Origin of the sequence: Novosphingobium resinovorum (assembly GCF_027922145.1) — a bacterium.
GTDB lineage: Bacteria > Pseudomonadota > Alphaproteobacteria > Sphingomonadales > Sphingomonadaceae > Novosphingobium > Novosphingobium resinovorum.
This window is the reverse complement of sequence record NZ_BSFC01000024.1, coordinates 241,466-263,203: the sequence shown is the minus strand read 5'-3', so window position 1 is coordinate 263,203 and position 21,738 is coordinate 241,466. Positions and strand designations below refer to the sequence as shown.

At 65.4% G+C, this 21,738-nt stretch carries 20 protein-coding genes; 10 read left to right on the top strand and 10 right to left on the bottom strand.

Annotation, left to right across the window (positions count from 1 at the left end; translation table 11 throughout):
- Window positions 1-25: 25 nt before the first annotated feature.
- On the bottom strand, window positions 26-487 hold the full coding sequence (locus PKE80_RS16170) for a GreA/GreB family elongation factor (protein ID WP_271183379.1): 462 nt from the start codon (window positions 485-487) through the stop codon (window positions 26-28).
- Window positions 484-2,367: an ABC-F family ATP-binding cassette domain-containing protein gene (locus PKE80_RS16165; RefSeq protein WP_271183378.1), complete on the bottom strand. Its 1,884-nt coding sequence runs from the start codon at window positions 2,365-2,367 to the stop codon at window positions 484-486. The genes PKE80_RS16170 and PKE80_RS16165 overlap by 4 nt, the downstream gene beginning before the upstream one ends.
- A 393-nt stretch (window positions 2,368-2,760) precedes the next feature.
- Between PKE80_RS16165 and PKE80_RS16160 the strand changes: the two genes are divergently transcribed.
- The 5 genes from PKE80_RS16160 to PKE80_RS16140 all read left to right on the top strand — a co-directional run bounded on the left by PKE80_RS16160 (window position 2,761) and on the right by PKE80_RS16140 (window position 7,020).
- Window positions 2,761-3,072: an FtsB family cell division protein gene (locus PKE80_RS16160; protein WP_271183377.1), complete on the top strand. Its 312-nt coding sequence runs from the start codon at window positions 2,761-2,763 to the stop codon at window positions 3,070-3,072.
- Between the two features lie 174 nt (window positions 3,073-3,246).
- A complete protein-coding gene (gene pdhA, locus PKE80_RS16155; protein WP_271183376.1) occupies window positions 3,247-4,314 on the top strand; it encodes a pyruvate dehydrogenase (acetyl-transferring) E1 component subunit alpha in 1,068 nt (355 codons plus the stop codon).
- A gap of 1 nt (window position 4,315) precedes the next feature.
- Window positions 4,316-5,692, top strand: coding sequence for a pyruvate dehydrogenase complex E1 component subunit beta (locus PKE80_RS16150; RefSeq protein ID WP_271183375.1), 1,377 nt, complete (start codon window positions 4,316-4,318; stop codon window positions 5,690-5,692).
- Window positions 5,693-5,803: 111 nt separating this feature from the next.
- Window positions 5,804-6,493: a hypothetical protein gene (locus PKE80_RS16145; RefSeq protein WP_271183374.1), complete on the top strand. Its 690-nt coding sequence runs from the start codon at window positions 5,804-5,806 to the stop codon at window positions 6,491-6,493.
- A gap of 68 nt (window positions 6,494-6,561) precedes the next feature.
- Window positions 6,562-7,020: an EF-hand domain-containing protein gene (locus PKE80_RS16140; protein WP_271183373.1), complete on the top strand. Its 459-nt coding sequence runs from the start codon at window positions 6,562-6,564 to the stop codon at window positions 7,018-7,020.
- Between the two features lie 149 nt (window positions 7,021-7,169).
- Here the strand turns inward: PKE80_RS16140 and trmFO are convergent, their stop codons facing one another.
- A complete protein-coding gene (gene trmFO, locus PKE80_RS16135) occupies window positions 7,170-8,513 on the bottom strand; it encodes a methylenetetrahydrofolate--tRNA-(uracil(54)-C(5))-methyltransferase (FADH(2)-oxidizing) TrmFO (RefSeq protein WP_271183372.1) in 1,344 nt (447 codons plus the stop codon).
- A gap of 81 nt (window positions 8,514-8,594) precedes the next feature.
- Between trmFO and PKE80_RS16130 the strand changes: the two genes are divergently transcribed.
- Window positions 8,595-9,245 (top strand): hypothetical protein, encoded by a 651-nt coding sequence (locus PKE80_RS16130; RefSeq protein WP_271183371.1) that lies wholly within the window; start codon window positions 8,595-8,597, stop codon window positions 9,243-9,245.
- Between the two features lie 621 nt (window positions 9,246-9,866).
- Here PKE80_RS16130 and PKE80_RS16125 read toward each other — a convergent pair.
- Together PKE80_RS16125 and gyrA are read right to left on the bottom strand one after the other, a co-directional pair.
- Entirely contained in the window at window positions 9,867-10,208 is a 342-nt protein-coding gene (locus PKE80_RS16125) for a DUF952 domain-containing protein (protein WP_271183370.1), read from the bottom strand.
- Window positions 10,205-12,940: a DNA gyrase subunit A gene (gene gyrA, locus PKE80_RS16120; RefSeq protein ID WP_271183369.1), complete on the bottom strand. Its 2,736-nt coding sequence runs from the start codon at window positions 12,938-12,940 to the stop codon at window positions 10,205-10,207. The genes PKE80_RS16125 and gyrA overlap by 4 nt, the downstream gene beginning before the upstream one ends.
- A gap of 298 nt (window positions 12,941-13,238) precedes the next feature.
- On the opposite strand from gyrA, the gene PKE80_RS16115 reads away from it, so the two are divergent.
- Both PKE80_RS16115 and PKE80_RS16110 read left to right on the top strand, forming a co-directional pair.
- Window positions 13,239-14,579, top strand: a complete 1,341-nt coding sequence (locus PKE80_RS16115; RefSeq protein WP_271183368.1) for a hypothetical protein — start codon at window positions 13,239-13,241, stop codon at window positions 14,577-14,579.
- Window positions 14,580-15,068: 489 nt separating this feature from the next.
- Window positions 15,069-15,581: a hypothetical protein gene (locus tag PKE80_RS16110; protein WP_271183367.1), complete on the top strand. Its 513-nt coding sequence runs from the start codon at window positions 15,069-15,071 to the stop codon at window positions 15,579-15,581.
- A gap of 6 nt (window positions 15,582-15,587) precedes the next feature.
- On the opposite strand, the gene PKE80_RS16105 is transcribed toward PKE80_RS16110, so the two are convergent.
- The gene (locus tag PKE80_RS16105) at window positions 15,588-16,349 is read right to left on the bottom strand and encodes a MauE/DoxX family redox-associated membrane protein (protein WP_271183366.1); all 762 of its coding nucleotides are present in this window, start codon (window positions 16,347-16,349) and stop codon (window positions 15,588-15,590) included.
- Window positions 16,350-16,389: 40 nt separating this feature from the next.
- Here PKE80_RS16105 and PKE80_RS16100 point away from each other — a divergent pair, with 40 nt between their 5' ends.
- Window positions 16,390-16,803 carry a MerR family transcriptional regulator gene (locus PKE80_RS16100; protein WP_271183365.1) on the top strand — a complete coding sequence of 138 codons (414 nt, stop codon included), beginning with the start codon at window positions 16,390-16,392 and terminating at the stop codon, window positions 16,801-16,803.
- A gap of 201 nt (window positions 16,804-17,004) precedes the next feature.
- On the opposite strand, the gene ychF is transcribed toward PKE80_RS16100, so the two are convergent.
- A complete protein-coding gene (gene ychF, locus PKE80_RS16095) occupies window positions 17,005-18,105 on the bottom strand; it encodes a redox-regulated ATPase YchF (protein WP_036523078.1) in 1,101 nt (366 codons plus the stop codon).
- 119 nt (window positions 18,106-18,224) lie between these two features.
- Between ychF and PKE80_RS16090 the strand changes: the two genes are divergently transcribed.
- Entirely contained in the window at window positions 18,225-19,835 is a 1,611-nt protein-coding gene (locus tag PKE80_RS16090) for a tetratricopeptide repeat protein (protein ID WP_271183364.1), read from the top strand.
- Window positions 19,836-19,866: 31 nt separating this feature from the next.
- Here the strand turns inward: PKE80_RS16090 and PKE80_RS16085 are convergent, their stop codons facing one another.
- From PKE80_RS16085 to PKE80_RS16075, 3 genes are all read right to left on the bottom strand, one after another.
- Entirely contained in the window at window positions 19,867-20,256 is a 390-nt protein-coding gene (locus tag PKE80_RS16085) for a PEP-CTERM sorting domain-containing protein (protein WP_271183363.1), read from the bottom strand.
- A gap of 132 nt (window positions 20,257-20,388) precedes the next feature.
- The gene (gene pth, locus PKE80_RS16080; protein WP_271183362.1) at window positions 20,389-20,964 is read right to left on the bottom strand and encodes an aminoacyl-tRNA hydrolase; all 576 of its coding nucleotides are present in this window, start codon (window positions 20,962-20,964) and stop codon (window positions 20,389-20,391) included.
- A gap of 98 nt (window positions 20,965-21,062) precedes the next feature.
- A complete protein-coding gene (locus PKE80_RS16075; protein ID WP_271183361.1) occupies window positions 21,063-21,671 on the bottom strand; it encodes a 50S ribosomal protein L25/general stress protein Ctc in 609 nt (202 codons plus the stop codon).
- Window positions 21,672-21,738: the final 67 nt, after the last annotated feature.

The window sequence follows — 21,738 nt, the reverse complement described above, 5'->3', positions numbered from 1 at the left end:
CTCGCAATGACGAGAAGTTGGCGGGTTATCCCGCGCTGACTTCCAGCACTTCGATCGCCTCTTCCCGGCCGTTGAAGTCCACGAAATCGCCGACCTCGGCGCCCAGCAACGCCTTGGCGAGCGGGGCGACGAATGCAAGCCGGTCGTGTGCCGGATCGGCCTCGTCATGGCCGACAATGACGATCTCGCGCGCCTTGTCCCCCAGCATGAAGCGCACGCGGCTTCCGAAGCGGACGATGCCGCCCTCCGGCACCGGCTGCACCTGCGCCGTGTCGAGCCGCGCCTGCCAGTAGCGTAGATCCCGCTTGGCGGAGTTGAGGGCGGTCTCCTCGGTCAGCGCGGTAACGTGCGCCTCCAGCTCCGCGATCTTCTCTGCGATCAGTTCACGGCCTCGCGCGGTGACGAGGTTGGGCCCGGGCGGGATCGGCACCTCGAACTTGGGTTCCAGATGCTCCTCATCCCCGTCGCGCCGGAAGGCGACGCTCATTTCCCGCGGCCCATCAGGGTTTCGAGTTCCTCGTGGACCTCCAGCCATTCGGTCTCGGCCAGTTCGAGGGCTTCCGCCGCCGTGCCGTGCAGCTTGCCCAGCGCGCCGACCGCGAGGCCCTTGAGATCCCCCTTCGCCGAGGCCGGATCGGCCAGCGCGTCGAGCAGGCTGTCGACGTGAGCCTGTGCCCGCTTCATGCGCGTCTCGGCCGCCGTCACCTTCTTGCGCAGTGCCTTCAGTTCCTCGCGCGCGATGGCGCCGCTCTTCTTGACCGGCGCATCGCCGCCCTTCGCCGAGACCGCCTCGACCTTGGGCTGGTTCCGGCCGAGCACGAAGTCGATGTAGTCCTCCATCGACCCGTCATAGTTCTCGGCCGTGCCGCCCTCGACCAGCACCAGCCGGTCGGCCGCCAGTTCGACCATGTGGCGATCGTGGCTGACGAGGATCACCGCGCCCTCGAACGAATTGAGCGCCTGCACCAGCGCCTCGCGTGCATCGACGTCGAGGTGGTTGGTCGGTTCGTCGAGGATCAGCATGTGCGGCGCGTCGCGCGTCACCAGCGCCAGTGCCAGACGTGCGCGTTCACCGCCCGAAAGCGTACCGGTCACCGCCGTTGCGCGGTTGCCGGAGAAGCCGAAGCGCCCGAGTTGCCCACGCACCGCGAGCGGCGGCTTGCCCTCCATCGCGCGGGTCATCAGTTCCAGCGGGGTGGAATCGCCCGGCAGTTCCTCCACCTGATACTGCGTGAAGTAGCCGATGCGGATCTTGGGCGAGAAGGTGATCCCGCCTTCCATCGGCTCCAGTTGGCGTGCAAGCAGGCGCGCCAGCGTGGTCTTGCCGTTGCCGTTGCGGCCCAGCAGCGCGATGCGGTCCTCGGGATCGATGCGCAAGTTGAGGCGGCGCAGGATCGGCTTGTCCTCGACGTAGCCCACGGCGGCGAGGTCCAGCGTGATGAGCGGTGGGCGCAGTTCGTCGGGGCTGGGGAAGTCGAAGCTAAGCGACGCATCCTCGGCCATGGCGGCGATCGGCTGCATCTTGGCCAGCATCTTGGCGCGCGACTGCGCCTGCTTGGCGGTCGAGGCACGCGCCGAATTGCGCGCGACGTAATCCGCCAGCTTCTTCTTCTGCGCTTCCTGGTTGGCGCGCGCGGCGGCGGCCTGGGCAGCGCGTTCGGCGCGGATGCGCTCGAAGCTGTCGTAGTCGCCGGGATAGAGCGTCAGCTTGCCCTGCTGCAGGTGCAGGATGTGGTCGACCACGGTGTTGAGCAGGTCGCGCTCGTGGCTGATAACCAGCAGCGTCTTGGGGTAGCTCTTGAGGAAGTTCTCCAGCCACAGCGTCGCTTCAAGGTCGAGGTGGTTCGACGGTTCGTCGAGCAGCATCACGTCGGGCTCGGAGAACAGCAGCGAGGCGAGCGCGACGCGCATCTTCCAGCCGCCCGAGAAACTGTCGAGGGGGCGCGCCTGCATCTCCTCGTCGAAGCCGAGACCGACGAGGATGCGCGCCGCGCGGGCAGGGGCGGTGTAGGCATCGATCGCGATCAACCGCTCGTGCACGTCGCCAAGGCGGTTGGGATCGGTGCACGTCTCGGCCTCGGCCAGAAGCGCGGTGCGCTCGGTGTCGGCTTCTACCACTGCCTCGAATGGGGTTCGGGTGCCGTTGGGTGCCTCCTGCGCAATGTAGCCGAGACGCGCACGGCGCGGCATCTCGACCGAACCGCCGTCGGGATCGAGTTCGCCAATGATGGTCTTCACCAGCGTGGACTTGCCGGCGCCGTTACGGCCGATCAGCCCGATCTTGCCGTTCTGCGGCAGCGTGGCCGACGCGCCGTCGATGATGGTGCGGCCGCCAAGGCGCACGGTGATATCGCGAATGCTCAACATGGCGCGAGCGCCTAGCAGGCTTGGCGGGAAAGCGGAACAAGATCAACAGAAGGAATCTGGGGCCATCGTCCCAGACCCCATACGGTCGTCGTTGTGCGTGCAGCCTTGTCAGCCAAGATGGCGCCGAAGGCTATTTTGTCTTCCATCTCACCGTCGGGCGTAAGAATGCGTCGCGCGTGACCTCGACGGTATACGGGGTGCAGGGGTGGTAAACCCCTGCGTCCGTTAGGCGCTCTTAACGTCGTCTAGTTAACACTTGACGCCTTGCGAAACTTATCAACACGAAAACTTTGCCCGCATGTTTCCAGCACTTCTCCTCCACCTGTCGCAAACGGCAGGAATCCTTTAGAGTTTGGGCTTGCAACCCCGAATCACATGTGATTCAAGCGACATATGCGGACCGTGCGACAGGACACCAACATAGCCAGAGAACGTCTCGTGAAGGGCCTTGCCCTCGCGCTGCTGTTGCTCATGGGTCTCTGGTGCGTCGCCGGACCCAGCGGCTTGCTTGCCTGGGGTGAGAACCAGCGCCTGCTCGATCAGCGCGAGAAGCAACTGGTCGATCTCAAGGTCGATCGCGATCATCTCAAGAACCGCGTCGCACTGCTCGATCCCAAGAAGATGGATCCCGACCTCGCGGGCGAACTGGTCCGCAGCAACCTGAACGTCGCGCGTCCCGACGAAATGGTGATGCAACTCCCCTGAGGTCTCGCGCGTTGCCTCTCGTTGGAGAGATGTCGCAATGCCGTTTTTTGCAAACCTCGTTGCAAAAAAGTCCACGTTCGGAGCCCGTTTTCGAGCCTGCGCGCTTTCGCTTTGGCTGCGTCCTTCCTATACCGCCCTCACTGAAACGATCGCACCAACGATGGGGAGCACCCGTTGCCCAAAGCAAAGACCCCGGCAGTAGAAACCGCTGCCGTAGAAGAGGATTTCGCGCTCCACAGCCTCCAGCAAGCCCTGGACGCGGACAAGCGCTACAAGCCTTCCAAGGAAGAGCTCCTGCATTTCTATGAGCAGATGCTGCTCATCCGCCGCTTCGAGGAAAAGGCCGGCCAGCTTTATGGCCTCGGCCTGATCGGCGGCTTCTGCCACCTCTACATCGGCCAGGAAGCTGTCGCCGTGGGCCTGCAGTCCGCGCTCGACAACGACAAGGACTCGGTGATCACCGGTTACCGCGACCATGGCCACATGCTCGCCTACGGCATCGATCCCAAGGTCATCATGGCCGAGCTGACCGGCCGCGAAGCCGGTATCTCGAAGGGCAAGGGCGGCTCGATGCACATGTTCTCCGTGGAGCATCGCTTCTACGGCGGCCACGGCATCGTCGGCGCGCAGGTCTCGCTCGGCGCGGGTCTGGCGTTCGCGCACAAGTACCGTGAAGACGGCGGCGTCGCGATGGCCTACTTCGGCGACGGCGCGGCCAACCAGGGCCAGGTCTATGAGAGCTTCAACATGGCGGCTCTCTGGAAGCTCCCGATCATCTTCGTGATCGAGAACAACGGCTACGCCATGGGTACCGCCGTGAAGCGCGGCTCGGCCGAGACGCACTTCCACCGCCGCGGCACCGCGTTCCGCATCCCCGGCATGTCGGTGGACGGCATGGACGTTCTCGAAGTCCGCAAGTCGGCCGAGATCGCGCTGGAGTACGTGCGTGCAGGCAACGGTCCGGTTCTCATGGAACTGAACACGTACCGCTATCGCGGCCACTCGATGTCGGACCCTGCGAAGTACCGCAGTCGCGAGGAAGTCCAGGGCGTGCGCGAAAAGCGCGACCCGATCGACCACGCCAAGACCGAACTGCTGGCCATGGGCGTGACCGAGGAAAGCCTCAAGGAAGTCGACAAGCGCATCCGTGCGCAGGTCGCCCAGTCCGCCGACTTCGCCGAGAACTCGCCGGAGCCCAGCGCCCCCGAACTGTATACCGACGTCCTGGTGGAGAGCTACTGAGATGGCGATCGAACTGAAGATGCCCGCTCTCTCCCCGACGATGGAAGAGGGCAAGCTGGCCAAGTGGCTGGTCAAGGAAGGCGACGAGGTTTCCTCGGGCACCATCCTTGCTGAAATCGAGACCGACAAGGCGACGATGGAATTCGAATCCATCGACGAAGGCACCGTCGGCAAGATCCTCGTCGCCGAAGGCACCGAGGGCGTGAAGGTCGGCACCGTGATCGCGATGCTGGCCGGTGAAGGCGAGGATGCCTCCGCCGTCGAAGCGCCCAAGGCTGCCGAAAAGGCCGAGGAAGCTCCGAAGTCGGAAGAGAAGAAGCCGGCCGAGAGCGGCACCGCCAATCTCGCCAGCGACCTCAAGACCGCACGCGACCCGCAGCTGCCCCACGGCACCAACATGAAGACCTCGACCGTCCGCGACGCCTTGCGCGACGCGATGGCCGAGGAAATGCGCCGCGACAGCCGCGTCTTCGTGATGGGCGAGGAGGTCGCCGAGTACCAGGGCGCCTACAAGGTGACTCAGGGCCTGCTCGAAGAGTTCGGTCCCACCCGCGTCATCGACACGCCGATCACCGAATACGGCTTCGCCGGCATCGGCACCGGCGCGGCGATGGGCGGTTTGCGTCCGGTCATTGAGTTCATGACGTTCAACTTCGCCATGCAGGCGATCGACCACATCATCAACTCGGCCGCCAAGACCAACTACATGTCCGGCGGCCAGATGCGCTGCCCGATCGTGTTCCGTGGTCCCAACGGCGCGGCCTCGCGCGTGGGTGCGCAGCACTCGCAGAACTACGGTCCGTGGTACGCCAACGTCCCCGGCCTCGTCGTCATCGCGCCTTACGACGCCTCGGACGCCAAGGGCCTGCTCAAGGCGGCGATCCGTTCGGAAGACCCGGTCGTGTTCCTCGAGAATGAGCTGGTCTACGGCCGTTCCTTCGAACTGCCCGAGCTGGACGACCACGTCCTGCCGATCGGCAAGGCGCGGATCATGCGCGAAGGCAAGGATGTGACGATTGTGTCCTACTCGATCGGCGTCGGCCTCGCTCTCGAGGCGGCCGAGCGTCTGGCCGAAGAAGGCATCGACGCCGAAGTCATCGATCTTCGCACCCTGCGCCCGCTCGACAAGGAAACGGTGCTCGCCAGCCTCGCCAAGACCAACCGCATGGTCGTGGCCGAGGAAGGTTTCCCGGTCTGCTCGATCGCCTCGGAAATCATCGCGATCTGCATGGAAGACGGCTTCGACAACCTCGACGCGCCGGTCGTGCGCGTGTGCAACGAGGATGTGCCGCTGCCTTACGCCGCGAACCTCGAAAAGCTGGCGATCATCGACGCCGACCGCATCGTCGCGGCGGTGAAGAAGGTCACCTACAAGTAATCTCGCGGCCCTTCGGGGCTTGGGATGATGCGGGGGCGGCGGTGTTTCGGCACCGTCGCCCGTGTCGCGTTTGGGGTTTCGCCGCGCTCCGGCACCGACTAGGGAAACCGGGTGACCGACTCCCCAACTCCCACGATTTCCGCCTCCAACGAGGATATCCTCTTGCAGTCGCTGCCCACCGTGTCGCGCCTGGCGCTGGTCTATGCGCCGAAGTCCGCGCGTGGGCAGACGCTTGCGCTGCTGGCGCTCGATGCGCGCCTTGCCCATCTGCTGCGGCATTCGCGCGAGCCGATGATGGCGCAGCTGCGTCTGGCATGGTGGCGCGAATCGCTCGGCCAGTCCGTCGAGCAGTGGCCCAATGGCGAGCCGCTGCTGGCGCTGCTGAAAAGCTGGAACGGCCATCACGGCGGTCTCGCCGCGCTCGTCGATGGTTGGGAAGCCATGACCGGGCCCGCGCCGCTTTCAGCCGAAGCGCTCGAGACCATGGCGCAGGGCAGGGGCGAGGCGTTCGCCGCGCTGGCCGACGCTCTCGGCCGGAGCCAGGAGCGCGAGGCCGCGCTGAAGCTGGGCCGCGCCTGGGCACTCAACGATCTGGCGATGCGGCTCGGCCATGCCAGCGAGCGTGAGACCGCGCGCGAACTTGCACGGGCGAGCAGCGGCGTTCGGGTCTCCCGCGCGTTGCGGCCGCTGATGGTGCTGCATGGCCTAGCCGCGCGGCGTCTCGCCAAGGGTGACGAATCCGGCGCGACTTCGCCCGCTGCCATGCTCAAGGCGATGCGGCTCGGGCTGCTGGGCTTCTGATTGCAGCGTTGTAATTTCCGCTCGCGCGCCGGGTGGTTCTAGGATCGCGGGGTCATGGATACCGCGCAATGAATCGCTTTCTGCTCGGCGGCCTCGCCGTTTTCGTACTCCTGGGCATCGGCCTGTTCTGGTGGCAGGGACACGCCGAAGTCGAGGCTGCCGCGCCTGCTGCCGCGCCGATGGCGACGGAGCCTGCCCCGCTGCCGAGCGCCGATGTGGGCGACATGGTCGGCCCCGAACTTCCCGAGGCGACCGAACTCAGCCGTGAGCAGCGCCGCTTCGGACGCTACGATCGCGACCGTGACGGACGGATTTCCCGCAACGAGATGCTATCGACGCGTTCTGACATTTTCCGCAAGCTCGACAAGGACGGCAACAATCTGCTGACGTTCGAGGAATGGGCCGTGGCAACCGTCGACAAGTTCGACGGGGCGGACGGGGACCGCGACGGCTATCTCACGCCCGCCGAATTCCGCAAGACGGCGCCGCCGCCCAAGCCGAAGCCGAAGCCGAAATGTTCGTGTTGATTTTTGCGGTAGGGTGGTGCCCACCCCGCTGGGACTAACTCGCTACGCTCGCAAGTCTCGCTGCCCCTCCCGTAAACGGGAGGGGGTAAGCGCAGGCCTCTCATTCCCCTCCCGCTTGCGGGAGGGGGCAGGGGTGGGCCACGCTAGCGTCAGACCGCCATGCTTTCCAGCCACGGCACGATTTCGGCCTTGGCGCGTTCGGTGTAGGCTTCCTTGCGCTGCTTCTTCTTCACGTCGTGCAGCGGCGGGAACAGGCCAAAGTTGACGTTCATCGGCTGATACGTCTCGGCCTCGGCATCGCCGGTGATGTGCGAGAGCAGGGCGCCCATCGCAGTTGTGCGCGGCGGGGCCTGCCATTCGCGGCCCGCCAGCTCAGCCGAGGCCATCAGGCCCGCCATCAGGCCGACCGCGGCGCTCTCTACATAGCCTTCGCAGCCGGTGATCTGCCCGGCAAAGCGCACATTCGGCGCGGTCTTCAGGCGCAGGGTGCGGTCCAGCAGCACCGGCGAATTGAGGAAGGTGTTGCGATGCAGGCCGCCGAGCCGGGCGAACTCGGCGTTTTCGAGGCCGGGGATGGTGCGGAACAGGCGCACCTGCTCGGCGTGCTTGAGCTTGGTCTGGAAGCCGACCATGTTCCAGATCGTGCCGAGGTTGTTGTCCTGCCGCAGTTGGACCACCGCATAGGCCCAGCGGCCGTTCGGGTGCTCGGGCGTAGCCCAGTGCGGGTTGTCGAGGCCGACCGGCTTCATCGGGCCGAAGCGCAGAGTATCGATGCCGCGTTCGGCCATCACCTCGATCGGCATGCAGCCGTCGAAGTAGGGGGTGTTCTCCTCCCACTCCTTGAATGCGGTCTTCTCTCCGGCGACCAGACCGGCGTGGAATGCCAGATACTGGTCCTTGGTCATCGGGCAGTTGATGTAGTCCTTCGTCTCGCCCTTGTCCCAGCGCGAGGCCATCCAGCACACGTCCATGTCGATGGTGTCGCGGTAGACGATGGGGGCGATGGCGTCGAAGAACGCGAGGCTGTCGGCGCCGGTCGCCTTGCCGATCGAGCCGGCCAGCGCTTCGGCGGTCAGCGGGCCGGTGGCGACGATCACCGGCGCATCGGCGGGCAGGGCGTCGATGCGTTCGCGCACGATCTCGACGTTTGGCAGGGCGGCAAGGCGCGCCTCGACTTCGGCGGAGAAGATCTCGCGGTCCACGGCCAGCGCTGACCCTGCGGGCACTTCGGCCTTGGCGGCGGCGTCCATGATGAGCGAATCGCACTGGCGCATTTCGTGATGGAGCAGGCCCACTGCGTTCTTCTCGTGATCGTCGGAACGGAACGAGTTCGAGCAGACCAGTTCGGCGAGGCCGTCGCCCTGATGGGCCGGGCTGCGTTCCCCGGTCCCGCGCATTTCCGAGAGGCGCACCTTGAAGCCCCGGCGGCCGAGCTGCCATGCGGCTTCGCTGCCGGCGAGGCCGCCGCCGATGATGTGGATCTGATGGGTCATGCTGGCCGCCTAGACCCTATCGCAGCGATGGAAAAGCCCTGCGGCATCTGTCATGGCAATGCGGCAACCTCAGGAGGATGAATGCCGCACCGCGCCCTGATCGAACGCCGTCCCTGGCTGCTGGCGAGCATCGTCCTCGCCGTGGCATGGGTATGGCTGCGCGGGAGCACCCTGCCTGGGCTTTACCTGATCGTGCTGAAGGGCGCGCCGCTGGCTTTGCTGGCGGTCTATGCGGTACTGCGGCATCGGGGGACCGACACGCGCTCGCTGGCGGGGATGCTGGCGCTGGAGGCGGTCGGCTCGGCGCTGTGGTACGACGTGCCGGTGATCGGGCTGAACGCAATGCTGATCGCCTTCCTGATCGGCCTTTCGCTGTTCCTGATGCACCGCCGTGCGGTGATGGACGGCGGGCGCAAGGTGGCGGCGCTGGCGCTGACGCTGGGGACGCCGCTGCTGTGCTTCTTCGCGGCGGACCGTGCGGGCGTAGGCGTGCCGCTGTTTCTTGGCCTGGCCTTGGGCGGCATGGCGGCTTCGGCGTGGATCAGCACGTTCGCCCGCTCGCGCGTGGGTCTGGGCGCGGCGCCGATCGTGGCGGGGGTGGTGCTGGAGATCGCGGCCTCTGGCGGCAGCGCACTGCTGGCGATGGTGGCCTGGCCGTTGTTCTACATCGGCAACCTGGTGCTGGCGACCGGGGTGACCGGAGAACTGCGCATGCGCGGAGAGGAGTTCTGACGGCGGCGGGGAGGGCGCTTCGACGGAACTAAAGACCTGTTCTCAACCCGCTCGGGCTGAGCTTGTCGAAGCCCCTGCGGCGCGCGCTGTGCTCGCAATGACGAGGTCATACGACAATGCCCGCTGGCGAGTGCGGGCCTAACGCCGGGGGAAATCAACGCATCCGAGAGTGAACATCGGGTCGGCGCCGGGAGCGTCCAAGCAGGGACGCGGGGGTTTGTTTTCCACCTGCTCTGGCGAGCGGCCGGGTAGCGGTGGTCAGCCCGGCTCGACCTGCATTCCATCGAAGTGTCCCATGTGGCCGTCTGTTAGGGCTCGCAGCGTTATCAGCCGATGGCTATCCGGGATGGTCGTCCCAAGTCCTGCGTCAAGTCGCAGGAACGTATGGACGGCTTTTCCAGTAGCTCGGGGGCACTTCGGGTCTTCGAACGGACGCGTGGTTTGCGCGATCGCGGCTGAAGCCGCATCCCGGCCCACGACGCCGACCCGATACACCGGGACGATGTGATCTGCACCGCTCCGGATGCTGGGGCATATAACCTATGTGGTTATAAATGTCAAGATGATGCTCAAGCAACGTCGTCATCCCGGCGCAGGCCGGGATGACGATCAATCGATCAATCAGCGTGGAAGCTGCAGCGCTCCGTCCGCGTCGCGCAAGGCCGGGCCGTGCGCGATCACCGCCGACAGCGGCAGGTCGGCATAGATGTGCGGGAACAGCGCTCCGCCGCGCGAGACTTCCCATTTCACCGTGTCGCCCAGCGCGGTCAGATCGACGGCGGCGACATGCAGGTCTTCCTGTCCGGCGAAGTGCTTGTCCAGCGTGCCTTGCGCCTGATCGGCGGTGGACATGTGGATGTAACCATCCGCCAGATCGACCGGCGCCCCGGTGAAAGTCCCGTCGGCGAGCAGCCGCGCAAGCTGCTCGCCCGTCAGGATTTTATACGCGATCGTATCGCTCACGCTTCGGCTTCCGGAACCTCCGGCGCGGCCCCGTCGGCCGCCGGGGTTACGACTTCCGGTTCCTCGTCGAGGCGCACCGCGCTGACGACGTGTTCGTTTGCCGAGACGGTGAACAGGCGTACGCCCGCCGAACCGCGACCGATGACGCGCAGCGAATCGAGCGGCAGGCGGATCAGCTTGGCCTGGTCGGTCACCAGCATCAGCTGCTGGGCGCGGGTGGCCGGGAAGCTGGCGACGACCGGACCGTTGCGGCCGATGTTGTCGATATTGGTGATGCCCTGACCACCGCGACCGGTGCGGCGGTATTCATAGGCCGAGGACAGCTTGCCATAGCCGTTGGCGCAGACCGTCAGGATGAACTGTTCGCGCTCTTCCAGTTCGGCCATGCGCTCTGCGGACAAGGTGGACTCGCCCTCCTTGTCGCCCTTCCACGGGGCGAAGCGCAAATACTGCTCGCGGTCTTCGGCATCGGTGCCGACGCGGTGGAGGATCGAGAGCGAGATGACCTCGTCGTCGCCCTTCAGCGTCATGCCGCGCACGCCGGTGGACGTGCGGCTCGTGAATTCGCGCACATCGTCGCCGGGGAAGCGGATCGCTTTGCCCTGGCGGGTGGCGAGCAGCACGTCGTCGCTGGCCTCCAGCAATGCCACGCCGATCAGGCGGTCGTCGCTGCCTTCGTCGAAGCGCATCGCGAACTTGCCGTTGCTGGGGATGTTCGCGAAGGAATCCATCGAGTTGCGGCGCACGTTGCCCTTGGCGGTGGCGAACACGACCGACAGCGCGCTCCACTCCGTCTCATCCTCGGGCAGGGCGAGCACGGTCTGGATCGTCTCGTCCTTGTCGAGCGCCGGCAGCAGGTTGACGATCGGGCGTCCGCGCGTGGTCGGGCCGCCTTCGGGCAGCTTGTAGACCTTGAGGCGGTAGACTTTGCCCGCCGTCGAGAAGAACAGCACCGGGTTGTGGGTGGAAGTGACGAACATCGTCGTCACCGCATCCTCGTCCTTCGTGGCCATGCCGGCGCGGCCCTTGCCGCCGCGGTTCTGGGCGCGGAAGGCGGAGAGGGCGGTGCGCTTGATGTAGCCGTCCATGGTCACGGTGACGACCATGTCCTCGCGCTCGATCAGGTCCTCGTCATCGATGCCGTCGAAGGCGGCGGTGATCTCGGACAGGCGCGGGGTGGCGTAGGCGTCGCGCACGGCCTGCAGTTCCTCGCGCATGACGGCGTAGAGCTTCACGCGGTCGGCGAGGATGGCGAGGAATTCCTCGATGGCGATCGCGAGCTGCTTCAGCTCGTCGCCGATCTCGTCGCGGCCCAGTGCCGTGAGGCGGTGCAGGCGCAGGTCGAGGATCGCCTTCACCTGCACTTCGGACAGGCGGTAGATGCCGTCGGCAGCTTCGGCCTCGGGCTCGATCGCCTCGACCAGACGGATGTACTGCGCGATGTCGCCGATCGGCCATTCCTTGGCGAGCAGCTTGGCGCGGGCGTCGGCCGGATTGGAGGCGCCGCGGATGATCTTCACCACCTCGTCCATGTTGGACACGGCGACGACGAGGCCGAGCAAGATGTGCGCCCGGTCGCGCGCCTTGTTCAGTTCGAACTTGGTGCGGCGGGTGATGACCTGCTCGCGGAACTGGATGAACGCCTGCAGGATGTCGCGCAGGGCCATGATCTCGGGGCGGCCGCCGCGGATCGCCAGCATGTTCGCGGCGAAATTCGACTGTGCCGGGGTGCTGCGCCACAACTGGTTGAGCACGACTTCCGGCGAGGCGTCGCGCTTGAGGTCGATGACCACGCGCACGCCTTCGCGGTTGGATTCGTCGCGGATGTCGGAGACGCCCTCGATCCGCTTGTCCTTGGCGGCCTCGGCGATCTTCTCGACCAAATTGGACTTGCCGACCTGGTAAGGGATCGAGGTGAGGACGATCGAGCGCGAATCCTTGCGGCTGCCGCGCCCTTCCTCGACGTGGCTGCGGCAGCGCTGGATGATCGAGCCGCGCCCGGTGGTGGCGGCGAGCCGGGCGCCGTGCTGGCCCAGGATCAGCGGGGCGGTGGGGAAATCGGGGCCGGGAATGATCTGGAACAGTTCCTCCGAGGTGATCCCCGGATTGTCCATCATCGCGAAGCAGCCGTCGATCACTTCGCCAAGGTTGTGCGGCGGGATGTTGGTCGCCATGCCGACCGCGATGCCGCCGGCGCCATTGACCAGGATGTTCGGGAAGCGCGCCGGAAGCACCGTCGGCTCCTGACGCGAACCGTCGTAGTTGTCCGCGAAGTCGACGGTGTCCTTGTCGAGATCGTCGAGCAGCGAGTTGGCGACGCGAGCGAGGCGCGCCTCGGTGTAGCGCATCGAGGCCGGCGGATCGGGGTCCATCGAGCCGAAGTTGCCCTGACCGTCGATCAGCGGCACGCGCATCGACCAGTCCTGCGTCATGCGCGCAAGGGCGTCGTAGATCGCGCTGTCGCCGTGCGGGTGGTAGTTGCCCATCACGTCGCCGACGATCTTGGCCGACTTGCGGTAGGGGCGCCCGGCGACGAAGCCGCCTTCCTGCGAGGCGTAGAGGATGCGGCGGTGCACCGGCTTCAGGCCGTCGCGCACGTCGGGCAGCGCGCGGCTGACGATCACGCTCATCGCGTAGTCGAGGTAACTCGTCTTCATCTCGTCGACGATGTCGATGCGGGTGAATTCGCCCTCGGGGCCTACGGGCTGGATATCGTTGGTGTCGTCGCTCACGCGGGTTGGATCGCTTTTGCTACGGAAAGAGAATGATGGACCGCACTAGGCCATGCTCGGGGGGAAAGCCACCGGAACCGGGGGTCGGGCAGGGCGATGTGCGCCGTTTTCCACATATAAGGAACGCGCGCGTGCGGGGAACCTGAACGGCTGCGACGAATTGCATTCAATGCGCGTTCAGTGGCGCAAACCTATTTGCGGCGAGAGGTTGCCAAGGGTCTTTTTCCCCGCCAAACCTTCTCGGCCTTTTTCATCCTGCCTGGGCAGGATATCGTTTGTCTTGAGAGGAGTAGCCTTGATGGCTCGCAAGTTCCTTGTTTCCCGTGTCGCTCTTGCTGTGGCGCTGTCGAGCGGTCTGGCGATTACGGTCGCCACCCCCGCGATGGCTGCGAAGAAGGAGAAGGAAGCCGCAGGCGGCAAGTTCTCCCCCGAATTCGTGAAGGCCGCACAGCCGCTGCAGAAGGCCATGGAAGCCGCGATCGCCGCGCTCGGCGGCCAGCAGACGCCCGAGGCGATGGCCAAGGCCAAGGCTGCCTTCGACGGCGCCGTCGGCGGTGACGGCAAGGCCGCGTTCCAGGCCGCTGTGCCGACCGCCACCACGCCCGACGACAAGAACGCGCTCGGCTCGATGATGCGCAACTTCGGCATCATCTCGCAGGACCTCGCTCTCAAGCAGGAAGGCAACAAGATGCTCCTCGGCAGCGGCAAGCTGCCCGCCGAGGAAGTCGGCAAGACCAACTACGACGCGGGCATTACCGCCTACCAGCTCAAGGACTACGCCAGCGCTGCGACGTACCTGAAGGCGGCCAAGGACGGCGGCTTCGTTGATTCGTCGGGCCAGCTCGATGCGGTCCTCGCCGATGCCTATAAGCGCAACAACAACCCCGAGGCCGCCCTGCAGATGGCCAAGGACGATGTCGCCGCCGCGCAGGCCAAGGGCCAGGCGCCTTCGGAAACCGCGCTGCGCTCGGTCCTCCAGCAGACCTACACCGCCAAGCAGCTCGCGCCGTCGACCGAATATGCGGCGATGCTCGGCCAGTATTACCCGGGCACCTGGAACACCGCGATCTCGGTGGTGCGCCAGTTGGCCTCGCTGCCGCGCGACCAGAACCTCGACCTGATGCGCCTGATGTTCCTCACCGGTTCGATGAACGACAAGCGCGACTACTTCGAATACCTCGAGAACGCCGATCCGCGCGCGTTCCCGGGCGAAGCAAGCAAGGTCATGGCTGACGGCATCGCGAAGGGCAAGCTGACCGCCGGAGACGTGCCGGACAAGGCCAACACCGATGGTCGCGTCGCAGCGGACAAAGCCTCGCTGCCCGCCGCTGAGCGTGACGCCAACAAGCCGGGCGCGACTGCTGCTACCGTGGTCGGTGCCGCAGACGTGTTCCTGAGCTACGATCAGGCCGCCAAGGCCGAGCCGCTTTACGCCAAGGCCGCGGCGATGCCGGGCGTCGATGCCAGCAAGGTCGCGCTGCGTCTCGGCATGTCGCAGGCTCTGCAGGGCAAGTACGCCGATGCGGAAGCGAACTTCGCCAAGGTTACCGGCACCCGCGCGCCTGTCGCCAAGCTGTGGTCGGCCTATGCCAAGAGCAAGGCGTCGCCTGCTGCGGCGACGGCTCCTGCAGCGAACTGAGCTTTCGCTTCTGCCTGAACGAGAAGGGCGCCGGAAAACCGGCACCCTTTTTGTTGGTTCGAGGTGAGGGCAGTCCAAGTAGCTGCAATTCCTCCGTATTGCGATCGTCTGGTCGAAAGTCATACCCTTTCGCTCTCTTGTCGCCTGTTCAGGCATGTCTGTTGGTCCATGTGGTGAGAGCTTCTGTCTCCCGTTCGGAGCGACAATTGAAGAGCGACGTTTACCTGCAGAAGACTTCAACTTGTATTGCGTGCGGAATCCTGCCGCAAAATTCGTCATTTACGAAGGCGATGTCCGTTAGGGCGTTGGGGTTCCCCTCGAACGCACTGCGCTTCTTGCTCGCCAAATCAGCTACTTCGGAGCTTCTGCCTGCAATCCGCGTTGTCATCATGATGGGTATTGGAAATCAGGCATTTCGGCTCGTGGTTCTGCCGTTGGCTTGGTCGAACCTGCCCAGAACGACATAGAGAAATTTTTCGGGCGGGAATGATGCGAAAACACGCGATGGTATTGTGGGGGCTCGCTCTCTTGGCAGGCTGCGGCAAGGAAACCCCTGCCGAGGAGGCGGCCGAGAACGCGCATGATGTCGCCATGGTCGAACGCATGAGCAAGGAACCCTTCAAGCCCATCGTGCCGATCCCGATCACCGAACTCGACATGGACCGCTATGGGCTCGACAAGCCCGGGTGCAATTTCGAGAAGGACGTGGTCGAAGAAGAGGACGCCGGAAAGCGTGGCCCGATCTTCATCGCCACCAGCGGTGAAGGTTTCATGCGCGTGGGAGCCGACCTCAAGCGCTTCGCCGCGAAAGACGAGAGCGCCGATCTGCTGGGCGGTGCGCGCACGACATATGTTGGGCTGTCCAGTTGGGTGGACATCGTACGCCTGCCTGATTCAGGTAACGCCAGCGACCAGAAGACCTGGCCTGCGCGCCTGATCGTCCACGATTCGCAGGAGCGCGTGGCTTACCGCGCCGACGGCGTCATGCGCTGCCGGACCTGAGGACAGTCACCCCATGGCCATCGGTTTCAGCAGCATCCACAGCGCCATGGCGACCATGAACACGTTCTCCATCAGCGACACGAAGCCTAGCGGCACGCTGCCCGATCCGCCGACGCAGGCGCATTTCAACTCGCGCTTCTGGACGTAGACCGCGTAGAATACCGAGGCCCCGCCGACGCCGCCGATGACCAGCGCCACCGGGATCGACAGCCAGTTCAGCACGCCCGCCGCCATGAAGGCGCCCGCGAACCATTCCAGGAACGGATAGGCATAGGCGTAAGGCACATATCGCCGCGCCAGCAGGTCATAGCCCAGGAACATCGAGGAGAACGTCTCGATGTCCTGCAGCTTGAGCATCGCCAGCAGCATCATGGTGATAGCCACGAACCACTCCGCCGCATGGACCGTCAGCGGGGAGCCGAGAGAAGCCCAACTGGCGGCAAGCGCGACGGCCGCGGCGGTTCCGAACACCCAGAGCACCGGCGCATAGCTCATGCGCTTGGCCTGATCATCGAGCCCGAGGAAGCGCTTGAGGTCGGAATGGCCGCCGATGCGTTCGCCATCGATGAAGATCTGCGGGGTGGTGGCGACGCCGTGCTCTGCCTTGAAGGCGTCAACTTCGTCGCGGTTGGTCAGCCAGTGGTCTTTGACGCGATAGCCCCGGCTTTTCAGCAAGTGGCGGGCCTTGAGGCCGTAGGGGCAGACGTGTTTTTCCATGACCATGCGATACAGCACGGCGGTTCTGGCGGGGGCTTGGTGATCGCTCATGCCATGCTTATAACTTCCGTACCCTAGTACGGAGTCAAGCGTGGCCCTGACGATTTCCCAACTCGCCCATGCCGGGGGCGTCGGTGTCGAGACCGTGCGCTTCTATCAGCGCAAGGGCCTCCTCCACGACCCGCGCCCGGCCAGCACCGGGGGTGCGAAAGGCCAGCGGCATTACGGCGAGGAGGACGTGCGGCGCCTGCGTTTCGTGAGGGCAGCGAAGGATGCGGGGTTCATCCTCGACGAGATCGCCGAACTGCTCGGCCTCGACGCCAGCGACGACCGCGCGCGGGCGCGGGCCATGGCGCAGGCGCGGATCGCGCATCTGGATGAGGAGATCGCCCGCCTCGAACGGGCGCGGGACGCCTTGCACAAGCTGGCTCGGGAATGCGCCGGAAGCGACACCGGACCATGCCCGATCATCGCGGCGTTCGAGGAGGGGGAGTGTTGCCGTTAAAATAGAACCGTCATCCCCGCGAAGGCGGGGACCCATCTGATGCCGGTGCAACACGAACCGTCAGGAGATGGGTTCCCGCTTTCGCGGGAATGACGACGATGGAATTGAAGGATCGCCGCAGGGCGCATCCTTGACAAGTCGCGCCTGAAGACCGCCAGCGGTCCCGGATCAAGTCCGGGACGACGGTTATGCTGCGTTTACTCAGACGTTGAAGCGGAAGTGCATCACGTCGCCGTCGGCGACGACGTATTCCTTGCCTTCCTGGCGGAACTTGCCGGCTTCCTTGGCACCCGCCTCGCCCTTGCAGGCGATGAAGTCGGGATAAGCGATGGTTTCGGCGCGGATGAAGCCGCGCTGCATGTCGGAGTGGATGGTGCCCGCAGCCTCGGGGGCCTTGGCGCCCTTGTGCACGGTCCAGGCGCGCGCTTCCTTGGGGCCGACGGTGAAGAACGTCAGCAGTTCGAGCAGTTCGTAACCGGCGCGGATGATGCGCGCGAGACCGGCTTCGGCAAGGCCCATTTCCTCGAGGAAGACCATGCGGTCCTCCATGTCCATGCCGGTCAGTTCCGCCTCGATCGCGGCCGAGACGATGACGGCGCTCGCGCCTTCGGCCTTGGCCTTCTCGAATACCCGCGCGGAGAAGGCATTGCCCTCGGCGGCGGCTTCTTCCTCGACGTTGCAGACGTAGAGTACCGGCTTGGCGGTGATCAGCTGCGCCTGCGCGAAGACGCGCGCTTCGTCCTCGTCCTTGGGCTGCGTCAGGCGGGCGGGCTTGCCGTCGCGCAGCAGGTCGAGTGCCTGGCCGAGCACGGACGCCACGATCTTAGCCTCCTTGTCGCCCTGCGTCGCCTTCTTCTGGGCAGCGGGCACACGCTTCTCCAGGCTTTCGAGGTCGGAGAGCAGCAGTTCGGTCTCGACGGTGTCCGCGTCGGCGATGGGATCGACCTTGTTGTCGACGTGCTGGATATCGTCGTTCTCGAAGCAGCGCAGGACGTGGATGATCGCGTCGACTTCGCGGATGTTGCCGAGGAACTGGTTGCCGAGGCCTTCACCCTTGGACGCGCCGCGCACGAGGCCGGCGATGTCCACGAACGACAACTGCGTCGGGATGATCTTGGCCGAACCCGCGATTTCCGCCAGCGCATCGAGGCGCGGGTCGGGCACGCCGACCTGCCCGACGTTGGGCTCGATCGTGCAGAACGGATAGTTGGCCGCCTGCGCCGCCTGCGTTTCGGTCAGCGCATTGAACAAGGTCGACTTGCCGACATTGGGCAGACCCACGATTCCGCAACGGAAACCCATCGAAAACTCCGAAAACTGTTTAAGGCGCGCCCATAGCCGGGTGCGGGGCGCTTGGCCAGAGCGAGAGCGGTTGCAGGCGGTTGACGGAAATTTCAGGTCTTCCACGTAAGCCCGCCGTCATGAAGAGCACCATGCGCCTAGCCCTTCCGCTCGTCGCCCTCGTCGCCCTGGCGGCTTGCGGAGACAGTCCTGAAACCCTTTACGCCAAGGCACGAGAGGACTTCGCCGCCGGGAACTACCAGCGGGCGCGCGTGGAAGTGGCCTCCGCGCTGAAAGACAGGCCCACGGACGCCGCGATGCTGACGCTGCTGGCCGAGACGCAGCTGCGGCTTGACGACCCGGACGGGGCCGAAGGGGCGATCGGACGGCTCGAACGGGCAGGGGGCAAGGATACGGCCCGAATGAAGGCCGAAGTCGCCCTGCTGCGTGGTGACGCAAAGGCGGCACTGGCGACGCTTGGCAACGAGACCTCGGTGGACGGATGGCGCGTGCGCGCCGAGGCGCAGCTGGCGCTGGGAGACGAAGAGGCCGCCCGCGATGCCTTCGAAAAGGGAATGAAAGCGGGGGGCGATATCCGGCTGGCGCAATCCTACGCCCGCTATCTGCTGGAGAACGGTGACCTGGCGCGCGCGGCTTCGCTGCTTGGAGAGATGCAGCGCATCGCGCCACGATCATATGAGGCACTGGTGATGGCAGGCGATCTGGCATCGGCGCAGGGCCGCGAAGAGGATGCCGCGCGCGCCTATCGCACAGCTATCGATGCTTTCCCCGACCGTGCGGCGCCGATGCTGGCGCTGGCCGAGCATTACGACGGTTTGGGCAAGCTGGACGAAGCATCGAAGCTGGTCGATCAGGCTGCCGAAGTGGCGCCTGACGACCCGGAGGTGAAGGTAATGCGAATCCAGCTGCTGTCCGAACAAGGGCAGTGGGAGAAGATCCGCACCACGCTCCAGACGCGCGAATCCGAACTGGCGGCAGGGTCCACGCTGAGCATGCGCTATGGCGAGGCATTGCTGCAGCTGGGCCATGCGGAGCAGGCGCGGGTGATCTTCAGGCGGGCGGTGCTGGCGCTTCCGGGCAATCCCTATGCCCGGCTGATGCTGGGTGAGTCGCAGCTGGCGACCGGCGACGGTCAGGGGGCATGGGCAACGCTGCAGCCGCTCGCGGCATCGACGCTGGCCGGGCCGCAGGTGCTGGAAGCTGCCGAACAGGCTGCCCGTGCGGTCGACGCACCCGAGGCGGCGGCGCTGCAGGCGCGGCTCGATCCGGCGCGGCTCAAGGAGACGATGGCCTTGGTCGGCCAAGGCGAATCCGCCATCGCCGGGCAGCGCTGGGCCACGGCGGCGGGAATCTACGAGAGACTGCTGATGCGCGGTGAGGACCCGGAGGTGCTCAAGCGCCTCGCATTCGCGCGAAGCGGGCTGGGTGAGGGGGATGCCGCCATCCGCGCCGCCGACAAGGCGGTTGCGCTGGGCAGCGACAATCCGGACTATCTCTATGTCGCCGGACTGGTGCGCGTCGTGGTGGGGCGCGATCTCGGCGAGGCGCAGCGACTGCTTGAGAAAGCCGCCGATCTCGATCCCGCCAACCGTGCGATCGCGCGCGAGCTGAAAAAGGCGAAGGCCGCCGCCGGGCGATCCGGCGACGGCCTTTTTGCCAGATTAGGTAGAACCCGCCACCACCCCCTCCCGCTTGCGGGAGGGGAGCGAGACTTAGGCCAAAGGCCTTAGTCGCAGCGGGGTGGGCACCAGTGCCGAAATATCAGGCGCGGGCCTTGCGGCGGCGCGCGTAGGCCAGGCCGATCAGGCCTGCACCCAGCATGCCCAGCATGCCCGGCTCCGGAACCGCGGTGCCGCCCGAGGAACCACCGCTCGAACCGCCCGAGGTCGAGGTGGTGCCGCCGGAGGTCGAACCGCCCGAAGTCGTCGTGCCACCCGAGGTGCTGGTCGTGCCGCCCGAAGTCGTCGTGGTGCCGCCCGAAGTCGAGCTGCTGGTGGAGGTGCTGCCGCCGCACATCTTCCTGCCGGTCTTGTCGCCGCAATCGCAGGAGTGCGTATGCTTGCCCTTCGAATAGGTCGCCTGCGCGGGCGAGGCCATGGCGACGGTTGCGCCGGCGGTGATCGTAAGTGCGATCAGAGTCTTGCGGATCATCGTAGTCTTACCCCAGTTACCCGTGTTGGTTGACCGCCAATACGCAACCACCGTGCCAATCGCCAATTTCCGCCAATTTCATTGAATCAGGCAGGGGTGAAGCGATCCATATGTAAGCTAACTCGACACCCTTCAGTCCTGCTGGCGCAGCGCCACGTCGTTCATGAAGCGGGCGTCGTCGCCGTTCGCAAGCCGATCCGCTTCCGCCGCCACCGCGCCCAGCATGTCGGCCAGCGGGTCCATCTCGGCCTTGGCGTAGTTGCCCAGCACATAGCCGTGGACGCGGTCCTTGTGCCCAGGATGGCCTATGCCGAGCCGCACGCGGCGGAACTCCGCCCCGAGGTGCTGGTCGATCGAGCGCAGCCCGTTGTGCCCGGCATGGCCGCCGCCCTGCTTCACCTTCACCTTGAACGGCGCGAGGTCGAGTTCGTCATGGAAGACGGTGAGGGCGGACAAGTCCAGCTTGTAGAAGCGCATCGCCTCGCTCACCGAGCGGCCGCTCTCGTTCATGAAAGTGGCGGGCTTGAGCAGCAGCACTTTGTCGCTGCCGATGCGGCCTTCCTGCAGCCAGCCCTGGAACTTCTTCTGGACCGGGCCGAAGCCGTGAATCTCGGCGATCGCGTCGGCAACCATGAAGCCGACGTTGTGGCGGTTGAAGACATACTGCGGACCGGGATTGCCCAGACCGACCCAAAGCTGCGTGGCCATCCGTATTCCTTGCCTGCGTCCTTGCGGTTGCATGAAAAGAAAAGGCCCCTCCCACGCGGGGTGGGAGAGGCCGTTTTCTACCCGAAAGCAGGAGAAGCTTACTCGGCCTCGGCCGCTGCTTCGCCTTCTTCGCTGCGCAGGGCAGAGGGAGCAGCGATCGTCGCGATCGTGTAGTCACGGTCGGTGATCGCGCTCTCGACGCCCTTGGGCAGCTTGACGTGGCTGATGTGGATCGATTCGCCCACGTCGAAGCCGGTCACGTCGATGGTGATCTCGTGCGGGATCTTCTCGGCGTCGCAGACCAGTTCGAGGTCGTGGCGAACGATGTTCAGCACGCCGCCGCGCTTCAGGCCCGGCGACAGCTCTTCGTTCTTGAACACGACGGGCACGTTGACGTGCACGGTCGCGCCGTTGGCGAGACGCAGGAAGTCGGCGTGGAGCGGACGGTCACTGACCGGGTGGAAGGCAACGTCCTTGGGCTGGGTGCGGAACTTCTTGCCGTCGACTTCGACTTCGATGATCGAGTTGAAGAAGTGGCCGGTTCCGAGCTGGCGGGCCAACTCCTTTTCCTGGACGTGGATCGCGAGGGGCTCTTCGTTGCCACCGTAGATGACGGCGGGGACGCGACCTTCACGACGCAGTGCACGGGAGGCTCCCTTGCCAGCCCGATCACGCGTCTCGGCCGGCAGGTTAAGCGTATCGCTCATGGATCTTGCCTTTCAAAACTGGATAATAATGCGATGACGCGCCGCTCATCGGTGCGCACCGTCCTGC